Origin of the sequence: Actinacidiphila acidipaludis (assembly GCF_019890725.1) — a bacterium.
GTDB lineage: Bacteria > Actinomycetota > Actinomycetes > Streptomycetales > Streptomycetaceae > Actinacidiphila > Actinacidiphila acidipaludis.
Window position 1 is genome coordinate 14802 of the sequence record NZ_JAINZZ010000033.1, and the last position, 12725, is coordinate 27526.

At 72.3% G+C, this 12725-nt stretch carries 11 protein-coding genes; 4 read left to right on the forward strand and 7 right to left on the reverse strand.

All coding sequences use genetic code 11. From position 1 onward, the window contains the following. Positions 1-78 precede the first annotated feature (78 nt). Positions 79-945 carry a Sco1979 family transcriptional regulator gene (locus K7862_RS23355; RefSeq protein ID WP_222965687.1) on the reverse strand — a complete coding sequence of 289 codons (867 nt, stop codon included), beginning with the start codon at positions 943-945 and terminating at the stop codon, positions 79-81. Between the two features lie 202 nt (positions 946-1147). Between K7862_RS23355 and K7862_RS23360 the strand changes: the two genes are divergently transcribed. After that, complete coding sequence (locus tag K7862_RS23360) at positions 1148-1600, forward strand: ATP-binding protein (protein WP_308012134.1); 453 nt, start codon at positions 1148-1150, stop codon at positions 1598-1600. Positions 1601-1633: 33 nt separating this feature from the next. Here the strand turns inward: K7862_RS23360 and K7862_RS23365 are convergent, their stop codons facing one another. After that, positions 1634-1873 (reverse strand): DUF397 domain-containing protein, encoded by a 240-nt coding sequence (locus K7862_RS23365; protein ID WP_222965691.1) that lies wholly within the window; start codon positions 1871-1873, stop codon positions 1634-1636. Positions 1874-2106: 233 nt separating this feature from the next. Here K7862_RS23365 and metG point away from each other — a divergent pair, with 233 nt between their 5' ends. After that, the gene (gene metG / locus K7862_RS23370) at positions 2107-3846 is read left to right on the forward strand and encodes a methionine--tRNA ligase (protein WP_222965694.1); all 1740 of its coding nucleotides are present in this window, start codon (positions 2107-2109) and stop codon (positions 3844-3846) included. 78 nt (positions 3847-3924) lie between these two features. Here metG and K7862_RS23375 read toward each other — a convergent pair whose 3' ends face one another. From K7862_RS23375 to aspS, 4 genes are all read right to left on the reverse strand, one after another. Beyond that, positions 3925-4701 carry a L,D-transpeptidase family protein gene (locus K7862_RS23375; protein WP_222965696.1) on the reverse strand — a complete coding sequence of 259 codons (777 nt, stop codon included), beginning with the start codon at positions 4699-4701 and terminating at the stop codon, positions 3925-3927. Between the two features lie 14 nt (positions 4702-4715). Beyond that, on the reverse strand, positions 4716-5537 hold the full coding sequence (locus K7862_RS23380; protein WP_222965698.1) for a hypothetical protein: 822 nt from the start codon (positions 5535-5537) through the stop codon (positions 4716-4718). Then, positions 5530-6171, reverse strand: a complete 642-nt coding sequence (locus tag K7862_RS23385) for a SigE family RNA polymerase sigma factor (protein ID WP_222965700.1) — start codon at positions 6169-6171, stop codon at positions 5530-5532. Before K7862_RS23385 ends, K7862_RS23380 begins: the two co-directional genes overlap by 8 nt. 124 nt (positions 6172-6295) lie before the next feature. After that, positions 6296-8059: an aspartate--tRNA ligase gene (gene aspS, locus K7862_RS23390; protein WP_222965702.1), complete on the reverse strand. Its 1764-nt coding sequence runs from the start codon at positions 8057-8059 to the stop codon at positions 6296-6298. A 124-nt stretch (positions 8060-8183) separates the two neighbouring features. On the opposite strand from aspS, the gene K7862_RS23395 reads away from it, so the two are divergent. Further along, entirely contained in the window at positions 8184-10289 is a 2106-nt protein-coding gene (locus K7862_RS23395; protein ID WP_222965704.1) for an ATP-binding SpoIIE family protein phosphatase, read from the forward strand. A gap of 285 nt (positions 10290-10574) precedes the next feature. Beyond that, on the forward strand, positions 10575-11465 hold the full coding sequence (locus K7862_RS23400; protein WP_222965706.1) for a hypothetical protein: 891 nt from the start codon (positions 10575-10577) through the stop codon (positions 11463-11465). A 208-nt stretch (positions 11466-11673) separates the two neighbouring features. On the opposite strand, the gene K7862_RS23405 is transcribed toward K7862_RS23400, so the two are convergent. Beyond that, complete coding sequence (locus tag K7862_RS23405; protein WP_222965708.1) at positions 11674-12693, reverse strand: ABC transporter permease; 1020 nt, start codon at positions 12691-12693, stop codon at positions 11674-11676. Between the last annotated feature and the right edge of the window lie 32 nt (positions 12694-12725).

Sequence of the window (12725 nt, forward strand, 5' to 3'; positions counted from 1 at the left end):
CAGGGGGCGATATTCACCCCGTGGGGTGAATATCGCCTTCGGTCCCGTTCGGCACCGGTTCCGGGACAGATGCTCCCGTCACAGCTCCCGCTGGAACGCGTGCAGCCAGTCCTGGGACTCGGCGGGGCTGAGGGCCATCCGGTCCAGGGCGTCCATGGCCTTGGTGTACTCCACGACCTCGTCGTGCTTGTCGATGTACAGCGCCCCGGTCAGCTGCTCCAGGTACACCAGGTCCGGCAGGTCGGACTCCGGGAAGCTCAGCAGCGTGAACGCGCCGCCGCCCGCCGGATGGCCGCCGGTCGCGAACGGCAGGATGCGCACGTCGACGTTGGGCGCCTCCGCGGCCTCCAGGATGTGCCGCACCTGGTCGCGCATCAGACCCGGGCCGCCGAAGGGCCGGCGCAGCGCGCCCTCGTCCATCACCGCGACGAAGTGCGGCGCCCGCTCGGAGACGAGCAGCTTCTGCCGCTCCAGACGCAGTCCGACTCGCCTCTCCACCCAGGGCTCGGCTCCCTCGGGGTGACCGAGCCGGATCACCGACCTTATGTAGTCCTCGGTCTGCAGAAGACCGTGCACGAACTGCACCTCGAAGGTACGGATGAGGGCGGCCGACTCCTCCAGGCCCACGTACGTCTGGAACCACGTCGGCATCACCTCGCCGTACCCGTGCCACCAGCCGGCCGCGTTGGCCTCCCGGACGAGTCCGAGCAGCGCCTGCCGCTCGGGCTCCTCGGTGACCCCGTAGAGGGTCAGCAGATCGGCCACGTCCCGTTCCTTGAACGAGACCCTGCCCAGCTCCATGCGGCTGATCTTCGACTCGGAGGCACGGATCGAATAGCCCGCGTCCTCCCGCGAGATGCCGCGGGAGTCGCGCAGCCGCCGCAGCTGCGCGCCGAGCAGCATTCGCCGCACGATGGACCCGCCTCCCGGCTGCCCTGCGCTCATAGGTCACGCTCCGCCCTTGGTTCATCAGCAGTCTGCCACTAACGGACTGCGCGCAGTACCCATTCGGTCACTCTCCATCGTCACGTGCATCAATTCCTTGCAGATGCACGTGCAGACGCTCTTGCAACGCGGGGCACTGATCCCTGAGCATGGTGGACGTGCAGATACCTCGGGGGCTCGCATGAGGGCAGAGGCAACAGCTGTGCTGGAACCGTTATGGCAGGCAGTGCTCGCACCGGAGCGGCTCGCCGCGGCCAACGGCGCCACCTGTGAGCTGCCCGCCGCCCTGGAGTCGGTGCGCGACGCGCGCCGCTTCACCCGGGCGACCCTTCAGCGCTGGGATCTCGGCGCGCTGCGCGACTCCGTCGAACTCGTCGCCTCCGAGCTGGTGACCAACGCCCTGCGCTACGCCGTGCCCGTGGGCGCGCCGGGTGCGCCCGTGGGCCTGAGCCTGGTCCGCTGGACCTCGCGTGTGGTGTGCGCGGTGCGCGACCCCAGCGCGATCGCGCCCGTCACCAAGGACCCCGACTTCGTCGCCGAGACCGGCCGCGGACTGCACCTGGTCGAGTCGTTCAGCGAGAACTGGGGCTGGCACCCGCTCAGTGGAGCGGGGAAGGTGGTCTGGGCGCTGTTCCTCACGCCCGGCCCGCACTGAGACCGCCGGGCGCGGGCGATCCGGTAATACCGCTCAGCGCCCGGCGAGGTGGTCGAACTCTCCCGCTTTGACGCCGATGATCATCGACTCGATCTCGGCCTGCGTGTATATGAGCGCGGGGCCGTCCGGAAAGCGCGAATTGCGCACCGCTACTTCACCGCCGGGCAGTGCCGCGAACTCCACGCATGTTCCATTGGCATTACTGTGACGGCTCTTCTGCCAGACGACCCCCGTAAGGTCTTCCGCCGACATTCCATTGTGCGTCCGGCGCATAGCCACTCCCCATAAGTGCCTTGTCTGGTACCGGAGATGATAACTCGTAGAGTGAGCACGTGCATCTGCACGTGCATGTGCACGTGCAGTCACTCCCCGTGATCTGCAGGCCCGGCCTCAGCGCCCGGCCATGGGCGCCAAAACCCGGCGGGTGCGCTCGTGCGGTCGGATACGATATTGACGGTCCGTAGATGAATTCTTCACTCCGCGCAACGAATTGGGAGCAGCCTGCAATGGCTCGTCACCTCATCACTTCAGCCCTGCCCTATATCAACGGGATCAAGCACCTGGGCAACATGGTGGGGTCCATGCTCCCGGCGGACGTCTATGCCCGTTACCTGCGTCAGCGCGGCCATGACGTGCTCTACATCTGCGCCACCGACGAGCACGGAACGCCCGCGGAACTGGCCGCCAAGGAGGCCGGACTGCCGGTCGACGTGTTCTGCGCCCAGGCCCATGACGCCCAGAAAGCGATCTACGACGGTTTCGAGCTGTCCTTCGACCACTTCGGCCGGAGTTCCTCCGCGGAGAACCGGGACGTCACCCAGCACTTCGCCCGGCGCCTGCACGCCAACGGCTTCATCGAGGAGCGGGCGATCCGCCAGGTCTACTCGCTGGCCGACGAGCGCTTCCTGCCCGACCGCTACATCGTCGGCACCTGCCCGCACTGCGGCTACGACAAGGCGCGCGGGGACCAGTGCGAGAACTGCACCCGGGTGCTCGACCCGACCGACCTGATCGAACCGCGTTCGGCGATCAGCGGCAGCACCGCACTGGAAGTCAGGGAGACCAAGCACCTGTTCCTCCTGCAGTCGAAGCTGGCGGGCGAGGTCGAGGCGTGGATCGACGCCAACAGCGCGGACTGGCCGACCCTGGCCTCGTCGATCGCCCGCAAGTGGCTCACCGAGGGGCTCAAGGACCGCGCCATCACCCGCGACCTCGATTGGGGCGTCCCCGTCCCCGCCGACACCTGGCCCGAACTGGCCGCCGAGGGCAAGGTCTTCTACGTCTGGTTCGACGCTCCCATCGAGTACATCGGTTCCACCAAGGAGTGGGCGGACGCGGCGGGCGACGGCGAGACCCGCGACTGGAACTCCTGGTGGTACGAGGCGGACAGCGGTGAGAACGCGGTGCGTTACACCCAGTTCATGGCCAAGGACAACGTCCCCTTCCACACCGTGATGTTCCCCGCCACCCAGCTCGGCACCCGCGAGCCGTGGAAGCGCGTCGACTACGTCAAGGCGTTCAACTGGCTCAACTACTACGGCGGGAAGTTCTCCACCTCCCAGCGCCGCGGCATCTTCACCGACGCCGCCCTGGAACTGCTGCCCGCCGACTACTGGCGCTACTTCCTGATGGCCAACGCGCCCGAGTCCGACGACACGTCCTTCACCTGGGAGCTGTTCGCCTCCTCGGTGAACAAGGACCTCGCCGACACCCTCGGCAACTTCGTCAACCGCGTGCTGTCCTTCTCCCGCAAGCGCTTCGGCGACGAGGTGCCGGCCGGCGCCGCGGCCGGTGAGGCCGAGGCCAAGCTCGGCGAGCAGATCGCCGCGCTGCTGGCCGAGTACGAGTCCCACATGGACACCCTCCAGTTCCGCAAGGGCGCGCAGGCGCTGCGCGCCCTGTGGAGCGCGGGCAACTCCTACCTGGAGGAGAAGGCCCCCTGGATGGAGATCAAGACCGACCCCGAGGGCGCGGCGCTCACCCTGCGCACCGCGATGAACCTGATCCACCTGTACGCGATCATCTCCGAACCGTTCATCCCCGGCTCGGCGAAGGCCATGCGCGGCGCCTTCACGCTGCCGTCCGACGACGCCCCGTGGGTCGGCGCCGAGGAGGCCCGCGCGCTGGCGTCGGTGCCGGCCGGCACGCCGTTCACCGTCCCGCCGGTGCTCTTCGCGAAGATCACCGACGAGGACCTGGCCTCCTACGTCGAGCGCTTCGGCGGCGACCCGGACCAGGCCGCCTGAGCCGCACACGTCACCTGCCACCAGCGGCCCGGGGCCGCCGCCGAGCGCGGCGGCCCGGCCGGCCGACGGACCGCGGCGTCAGCGCGCCAGGGACGCGGCGTCGCCCATCACCACGACGGGGTGCCGCGCGGGGTCCAGGGTGCGCAGCAGCGTGCGCATGGCCGTGGCCGGCAGGCTCACACAGCCCTCGGTCGGGCCGCCGTGGTCCACGTGCAGCCAGATGCCGCCGCCCCGCGACTCACCCATCGGCCGGGTCCAGTCGCGCGGCGACGTGCCGGTCCTGCGGTTGTAGTTGATGGCGATCACGTAGTCGAAGGCGCCCTTGAGGGACTGGCCGTGCACGCCGGTGCCCTGCGGGGTGAAGCCGATCGGCGCGTGGTCGTAGGTCAGCCGGGTGCCCGGGTCGGGCAGCCGCCCGCCCGCGTCGGTGAGGCTGTAGACCCCGATCGGGCTGCGCAGGTCCCCGGTGTGGTGCTCGTCGGTCCAGCCGTGGTCGGCGTTGTGGGCGGCCCAGGCCGGCCCGGCGGCGACCCAGCCGGCCGCCGGGTCGCGGCGGAAGAGGGTGACCCGGTCCGTGGTGGCGTCGCGGCCGGCGCCGGTGACGAGCACGACCTGGTCGGCGTCGCCCGGGATCTGCGCCAGCGTCCGCGGTCCCACGCCGGGCAGCGCGGCGGGCTGCGGGACGGGGGCGTCCCGTCCCGCGCGGCCCGCCTGGGTCTTGACGGAGTCCAGCGGTGCCACGTCGTCGACGTGCGAGGGTCTGGCGCCGTCCGCGGACGGGGAACACGCGGCGAGCAGCAGGGCGGCAGCGGCGAGGGCCGCGCCGGTGACGGCACGGCGGGGTGCGGTGTGCACGGTTGACTTGCCTTTCAGGTGAAGTCTGCTGTCGTCAGGACGTCGCGGACCTGCGCCTCCTGCGCAGGCCGAGGGTGCGCCAGGCACGCGGTGGCGATGACGAGGACGGCCGAGCCGGAGGGGTCGGTGATCTGGGTGCCCAACTGCTCGGTCCCGCCCACCGACCGGCAGGCCGTGAACAGGTCCTCGTCGCCGATCTGCTGTCCGCGCAGCCGGGCCTTGGCGGCCATGGCCGGGCTGTCCTCGAAGCTGAGCTGCAGGAGCAGACCCCCCTGTGCGAGGGTCCGCTGCAGGGGCGTGCAGAAGCCGTCCAGGGCCTTGTCGCAGCCGCCCGCCGGCAGGGCGAGCGCCTGGGAGGAGATCCAGACGGAGGTCGAGCCGCCGGGCGCGAGCACCGACCAACTGCCCGGCACCCGCAGGAGCAGGCCGCCGAGCTTGGTGAAGTGCCGTTCCAGGACGCCCCCGTCGTCGCGGGCGGCGTCCTCGGTGCTCGTCGGCGTCGGGGGGGATGTGGCGCCGGACGGCGCGTCCGGCGAGGACGTCGACGCGGAGGACGGGCCGGCGGAGGACGGGCCGGCGGACGCCGGGAGCGCGAGCGCGGGGCTGCGGACGCCCGGCGCCGGGACACCGGCCGAGCCGCCGGTGCCGGGCACCAGCAGTCCCGCCAGGACGACGGCGAGCACCGCCGCCCCGGACAGGCCGGCCGCGCGGCGGCGCCGACGCCGCCGGATGCGGGTCCGGACGCACTCCAGGCGCTGGGCGGGCGCGGACAGTTGGGGCACGGCGCGCTCCAGCAGGGCGCGCAGTTCCCGCTCTTCGGTCTCGGACTCAGCCACGGCCCTCACCGCACTCCGCGCCGACGACGTCGGCGATCTGCGCGGCATGCGCGACATGCGCGACGGACGCCGGATGCGCGGCACCCGCCGGCCGCGGCACGCCGGGCGCGGGACCGCCCGCGGCCCCCACGAGATCCGTCCCACCCGGCAGCCGGCCCCGCAGCGTGCGCAGCGCCTTCGCCGCCTGGCTCTTGACCGTGCCCTCCGAACACCCCAGCACCGCCGCGGTCTCGGTGACGCTCAGGTCCTCGAAGTAGCGCAGCACCACGACCGAGCGCTGACGCACCGGCAGGGCTCGGATCGCCTGGCCGAGGGCCTGGCCCAGGTCGACCTCGGCGAACGGGTCGTCCGTCGCCGCCCGGTCCGGCAGGTCGCCGTGCGGGACTTCGCCCCGCCAGCGGCGGCGCCACCACGAGGCGTGCGTGTGCACGAGGGCCTTGCGCACGTACGCCTCCGGGTTCTCGTCCGCGATCCGGTGCCACGTGGGCCACACCCGCGCCAGGACGGTCTGCAGCAGATCCTCCGCGAGGTGGGCGTCGCCCGTGAGCAGCCAGGCGACCCGCAGCAGCCTGGGGCCGCGGGCAGCCACGAACTCCTCGAACCCGGGTGCGCTCACCGTGCGTCCTCTCCACACCCGTTGAACTGTCTGGACCCCCGTCCGCGTTGCCCTCTCTCCCGAACTACCCCGAAAATCTCTTCGCACGGCAACACGAAAGGGGGCACCTCCGCCGGAGGTGCCCCCTTTCAGCGTGCCGGGGTCAGGACTTCTGCTGCTTGCGGAGCTGGATGTGCAGCTCGCGCAGACGCGCCTCGGTGACCTCCGAGGGGGCGCCCATGAGCAGGTCCTGCGCGTTCTGGTTGAGCGGGAACGCGATGGTCTCGCGGATGTTGGGCTCGTCGGCCAGCAGCATGACCATGCGGTCCACGCCCGGGGCGATGCCACCGTGCGGCGGGGCGCCGAAGTGGAACGCGCGCAGCATGCCGCCGAACTCGGCCTCGACCGTGGCCCGGTCGTACCCGGCGATCTCGAACGCCTTGTACATCACGGCCGGTTCGTGGTTCCTGATCGCACCGGAGGACAGCTCGATGCCGTTGCAGACGATGTCGTACTGCCAGGCCAGGATGTCCAGCGGGTCCTGGTTCTCCAGCGCCTCCAGGCCGCCCTGCGGCATCGAGAACGGGTTGTGGGAGAACTCGATCTGCCCGGTGTCCTCGTTCCGCTCGAACATCGGGAAGTCCACGATCCAGCAGAACCGGAAGACGTCCTCGTCGAACTGGCCGGCCCGCTTGGCGGCCTCGACCCGGACCGGGCCCATGATCTTGGAGACCTCGTCGAACTCGCCCGCGCCGAAGAAGATCGCGGTGCCGGGCTTGGCGCCGACGGCGCCCAGCAGCGCGGCCACGTCCTGCTCGGTGAGGAACTTCGCGATCGGACCGGTCAGCGCGTTGCCGTCGCCGACCCGGACCCACGCCAGGCCCTGCGCGCCGAGCGAGACCGCGTACTCGCCGAGCGAGTCGAAGAACTTCCGCGGCTGGTCGGCGGTGTCGTGGACGGCCAGCGCGCGCACGTGCTTGCCGGCGAACGCCTTGAACTGCGAGTCGGCGAACACCGAGGAGACGTCGACCAGTTCCAGCGAGGTGCGCAGGTCCGGCTTGTCGTTGCCGTACTTGACCATCGACTCGCGGAACGGGATGCGCGGGAACGGCGAGGTGACCGTGCGGCCGCCGCCGAGCTCGGTGAACAGGTCGGTCATCACCTTCTCGATGACGCCGAAGACGTCCTCCTGCTCGACGAAGCTCATCTCGACGTCGAGCTGGTAGAACTCGCCGGGCGAGCGGTCGGCGCGGGAGTCCTCGTCGCGGAAGCAGGGCGCGATCTGGAAGTACCGGTCGAAGCCGGAGATCATCAGCAGCTGCTTGAACTGCTGCGGTGCCTGCGGCAGCGCGTAGAACTTGCCGGCGTGCACCCGGGAGGGCACCAGGAAGTCGCGGGCGCCCTCGGGGGAGGTCGCCGACAGGATCGGGGTGGCCATCTCGTTGAAGCCGAGCGCGGTCATCTCGCGGCGCAGGAACGAGATCACCTGGGTGCGCAGCATGATGTTGCGGTGCATGCGCTGGCGGCGCAGGTCCAGGAAGCGGTTGGTGAGCCGCATCTCCTCGTTGGCGTTGTCCTCCGGGAAGACCGGGAACGGGAGCTGGTCGGCGGCGCCGAGCACCTCCACCGTGGAGACCTCGACCTCGATCTCGCCGGTCGGCAGCTCCGGGTTGACGTTCTCCGCGGAACGGGCGACCACCCGGCCGTCCACCCGCAGCACGGACTCCTTGGACTGCCCGGAGAGCTGGTCGTACACGGGCGAGCCGGGGTGGACCACGAGCTGGGTCACCCCGTAGTGGTCCCGCAGATCGACGAAGAGGATGCCGCCCAGGTCACGGCGATTGTGCAGCCAGCCGGACAGGCGGACGTCGGTGTCGACGTCGGTGGCGCGCAGCTCTCCGCAGGTGTGGGACCGGTACCGGTGCATCGTTCGTCCAAGTCGTCAGGTCGTCGCGATAGAGGGGGAACCCGCACAGCCTACCGGCGGGGCACCCCGCTCCCGCATCCGCATAGGTTCGCTCATTTCTGCGCTATCCCCATAAACTGGGCGAATGCGCACCGAGGACGTCCTCGCCGCCGTGGGCCACGGCCTCTGGCAGTGGGACGAATCCACCGGCACGGTCACGGTCGACGGGCGCGCGGCCCGGCTCCTCGGGCTCTCCGGCGGGCCCGCCACGCACCGTTCGTCCGAGGTGCGCGCCTGCCTGCATCCCGCCGACTACGTCTCGCTGGCCGGCGCGGTCTCGCTGGCCACCGCCGAGGGCACGGTGGCCGAGACGCTGCTGCGCGTGGTCGGCGAGGACGGCACCGTGCACCGCACGGTCCGCACCCGGCTGCGCCCCCAGGGCCCGCTGCTCAGCGGCACCGTGCACGAGGTGCGCCACCGCGCCCACGGCGGTGCGCGGCCCGCCGGGGACTGGCGCCGGTCCCGCGAGGCGTTCCTGCTGGACGCCGGCCGGGCACTGGCCGAGGCCGACTCCACCGCCGAGGTGCTGCGGGTCGCCGCCACCCTGTCCATGCCCGGCTTCTCCCCCGACGGCCACGCCGTCTTCGGCGTGGACGGCGACCGGCTCGCGCTCATCGGCCACCACGGCCAGGAGGTGCTGGACACCGGCCTGCTCAACGTCGCGCTCACCGCCGACTACCCGGCCGCGGTGGTCGTGCGCACCGGCCAGGCGGTGTACGTGCGGTCGCCCGAGGCCTACGCCGAGCGCTTCCCCTACAGCTGGCCGCTGGTCAAGCCGTACGGCCGCACCTCCTGGGCCTACCTGCCGCTGGTGGTCGCCGGGTCCACGATCGGCGCCTGGATGGCGGCATTCCGCGAGCCCGTCGACTTCACCCCCGACGAGCGGTCGGTGCTCACCACCGTGGCCAGGATGCTGGCCCAGGCGCTGTCCCGCGCCCATGTGCAGGAGTCGGAGCGCGCCCTGTCCGACGGCCTGCAGCGCACCATGCTGCCGGCGCGCGAGCCGGAGATCGACGGCATGGCGGTGTGCGCCCGCTATGTGCCGACCGGCGGCGGCCTGCAGGTCGGCGGCGACTGGTACGACGTGATCGACCTGCCGTCCGGCCGGACCGCGATCGTCATCGGCGACGTCCAGGGCCACGACGTGCGGGCCGCGGGGATCATGGGCCAGCTGCGGATCGCGCTGCGCGCCTACGCCGCCGAGGGCCACCGCCCGGACGCGGTGCTCTCCCGGACCTCCCGCTTCCTGGCCGGTCTCGGCGACCAGGCGGCCTGGGACGAGGTCCGGTTCGCCACCTGCCTCTACCTGGAGGTCGACCCCGCGACCGGCACCCTGGACGTCGCGCGCGCGGGACATCCCGAGCCGGCGATCCGGCTGGCCGACGGCACCACCATCCTGCGCCGCACCGCCGGAGGGCTCCCCCTGGGCGTCGCGCCGGACACCGACTACCCCACGACCCGGCTGCTGCTGGAACCCGGCGAGGTCCTGCTGCTCTGCACCGACGGCCTGATCGAGACCGGCGGCCACGACCTGGAGACCGGCTGGCAGCGGCTGAGCGAGGTGCTGGAGGCCGGACCGGCGGACAAGCTGGAGCAGCTCGCCGACGCCCTGGTGGGGGCGGTGCACGGCCCGCAGTCCCACCACACCACCGGGCCGCTGGCCGACCGCCGCGAGGACGACATCGCGCTGGTCCTGCTGCGCCGTGACCCCGACGGGCCCACGTGCGCGGTCCCGGTGCGGCGCACCGTGCTGACCGTCCGGCAGAACGACCCGGCCCTGATCCGCTCGGCCCGCCACGACATCCGCGCGATGCTGCACGACTGGAGCTCCACCGACCAGCAGGAGTCGGCGGTGCTGCTGGTCTCCGAGATGATGACCAACGTGCTGGTGCACACCGACGAGGACGCCACACTGACCGCGCAAATCACCGGCATGCCCGGCACCCGCCACCTGCGGGTGGAGGTCGGCGACCGCTCCGACGACATGCCGCACCGCCGCTCGCCCGGCGAGATGGCCTCCTCCGGCCGCGGCCTGCTGCTCATGGAGCAACTCGCCGACTCCTGGGGCGTCGACCCCCGCGGCGAGGGCAAGTGCATCTGGTTCGAGCTCCAGGAGGCCCGCCCGCCGCTGGCGGACCCGGACGATCCGGCGGACCCGACGGAGCCTCCGGACCCGGCCGGCGAGGCCTGACCTCCCGCGTGCCCCCCGCTCGCGGCCGGCGCTCGTCCCCTCGGCCCGTTCCCCCCGGTCACATTCCCTCAGGCGGCACTCCCGATCACTCATCCAGAGCCCGCTCCGGGCGGCATCCCGGGTTCGGCCACCAGGTGTGCCACTCACGACCACCCGACGTAAAACACGCTCCGAACTGCGAGTTCCCACGGCCGGGCGGGAACCTCCTGCCCGACCACCCCGCCGCCGCCAGGCCCTCTCGCGCGGCCAGGCGCGTCCGGCGGGCGCGACTTCACAAGGAGTGAGATGTTCAAGCGCACGTCCCTCGTCCGGTCCCTGGGCGGGATCTCGATAGCCGCCGCCGTCACGCTGGCCTCCGCCGCGCTGGCCACCCCCGCCTCCGCCGCGAACCTGCCCGTGGGGTGCTCGCAGGCGGCCCTGGCGGCCGCCATCGACACCGCGAACTCGACCCCCGGCAGCGACATGCTGAACCTGGCCCCCAACTGCGTCTACACGCTGAGCGGCGAGCTGCCCGCGATCACCTCGACGATCGTCCTCAACGGCAACGGCGACACGCTCCAGCAGACCGGGACGTCCCGCGTGCTCACCGTCAACGGCGGCGACCTCACCGTGCGGGCGGCCACCCTCAGCGGCGGCGACGCCACGGGCGCCTCGTTCCAGCAGGGCGCAGGCGGCGCCATCGTCGTCGACGGCAGCGGCTCGCTGACGGTCCTGGCCTCGACGATCCGCGGCAACCTGGCCAACTTCGGCGGCGGCATCAGCGTGTTCCACGGCTCCACGGCGCTGGTCCAGGCGAGCACCGTCACGAACAACACGGCCGCGGTGAACGGCGGCGGCCTGGTCAACGACGGCACTCTGACGGTGTGGGCCTCCCAGGTCACCGGCAACAGCGCGGGCCGCGCGGGCGGCGGCATCGCCAACATCGGCACGCTGACCGTCCAGGCGAGCGCCATCAACCGCAACACCGCGACCGGGGACGGCGGCGGCCTGGCCAACGGCGTGCCCGGCGACAGCCACGGCACGGCCACCGTGACCGCGACCACCATCAGCGGCAACAGCGCGGCGAACGGCGGCGGGATCTCCAACACCGGCGTCTCCCTGGCGCTGCGCTCGTCGCGGGTGGTCGGCAACACCCCCGACAACTGCTCCCCCGCGGTCGCCGGCTGCACCGGCTGATCCGGCTGATCCGGAGGGCGTGACACGGACGGGCCGTCCGGCCGCGTGGACTTCCCGCGGCCGACGGCCCGTCGCGTGTTGTGCGGGCCCGCCGCCGTCCCTTGCCGCGGGGCCCGCAGGCCGTCGGGTCCTCCGCGTGACCCTGCGACCCGTCCTCCACCGGCGGTCGGCCGCACCCCGTGGGGGGCCGTGACCGGTGGACGGTCTTCTACCGGTGCGCGGCCTCGACGGGGTCCGGCACCAGAATCGGCATCGCACCCGTGGCGGAGGCCGCGTGCGCCGGCTGCCGGCGGCGGGCCAGGTGGCCGCCGAGCACCACGAGCCCGAGCCCGCACGCCGCCCAGACGGCCAGGGTCACCAGCGGCCCGCCGGCCGCGTGCCCGTGGAAGAACGCGGTGTCCCGCAGGGCGTCCGCCCCCGCGCCGGGCGGCAGCAGCGCGCCGGGCGCGGCCACGGCGCCGGGCAGCAGTTCGTGGGCGGAGCTCACCCCGGACCAGGCGTTGCCGAGCATCATCACCACCAGCGCGGACAGGCCCATGCCCTTGTGGCCCAGCACGGACCCCATGCCGCACACGGTCGCGGAGACCGCCAGGACCATCAGCGCGACCACCCCGCCGTCCGCGGCGAACCCGCCGTGGAGCACGCCCAGCCAGCTGTTCCCGACGGCCGCCGCGATGACCCCCACGGCGGCCGCGGTGGTCAGGATCGTCACCAGCCGGTGCCCCAAGGTCCGGATGGCGAGGCGGCCGAGGACTCCCAGCGCCAGGCCCACCACCACGATCGGCAGGACGGACGACGAGAAGGCGGCGCCGTGCGGGTCGGCGGACGGCAGGGCGACGACGTCGGTCACCGTGGCGTGGCCGCCGGGCGCCTGCGCCGCCACCTTCTGGAGCATGGTGGCGACCGTGGGGGAGGCGGCCGAGGCGGTGAGCACCTGGAGGCCGTGCGGACCGGCCACCACCGCCCCGTAGACCTCCCGGTGCTCGATCCCGGTCCTGGCCGCCCCGGCGTCGGCGTACCAGTGGAACGCGAAGGCGCCCGCGCCCGAGTGGGCGGCGAGACCCTGCTCCACCTGGCTGACCGCCTGGTCCTGGCCGGCCACCCCCAGCGGCAGGTCGTGCGGGGCGATCCGGGCGGCCGGCCACGCGAAGGCCCACAGCAGGAAGGCCGCGAGCACCGGCAGCCCGACGATCAGCAGGGCGGTGCGCGCTGTCGTCGGCCTCGCCATAGGATCTCCTAAAAGAATGAACATTCGTTTTT

Bases quoted from the DNA above. Each gene is read 5' to 3' on its own strand.
- K7862_RS23405 (WP_222965708.1), bottom strand. From the start codon at position 12,693: ATGGCGAGGCCGACGACAGCGCGCACCGCCCTGCTGATCGTCGGGCTG.
- aspS (WP_222965702.1), bottom strand. From the start codon at position 8,059: ATGCACCGGTACCGGTCCCACACCTGCGGAGAGCTGCGCGCCACCGAC.
- K7862_RS23395 (WP_222965704.1), top strand. From the start codon at position 8,184: ATGCGCACCGAGGACGTCCTCGCCGCCGTGGGCCACGGCCTCTGGCAG.
- K7862_RS23365 (WP_222965691.1), bottom strand. From the start codon at position 1,873: ATGCGCCGGACGCACAATGGAATGTCGGCGGAAGACCTTACGGGGGTC.
- K7862_RS23400 (WP_222965706.1), top strand. From the start codon at position 10,575: ATGTTCAAGCGCACGTCCCTCGTCCGGTCCCTGGGCGGGATCTCGATA.
- metG (WP_222965694.1), top strand. From the start codon at position 2,107: ATGGCTCGTCACCTCATCACTTCAGCCCTGCCCTATATCAACGGGATC.
- K7862_RS23355 (WP_222965687.1), bottom strand. From the start codon at position 945: ATGAGCGCAGGGCAGCCGGGAGGCGGGTCCATCGTGCGGCGAATGCTG.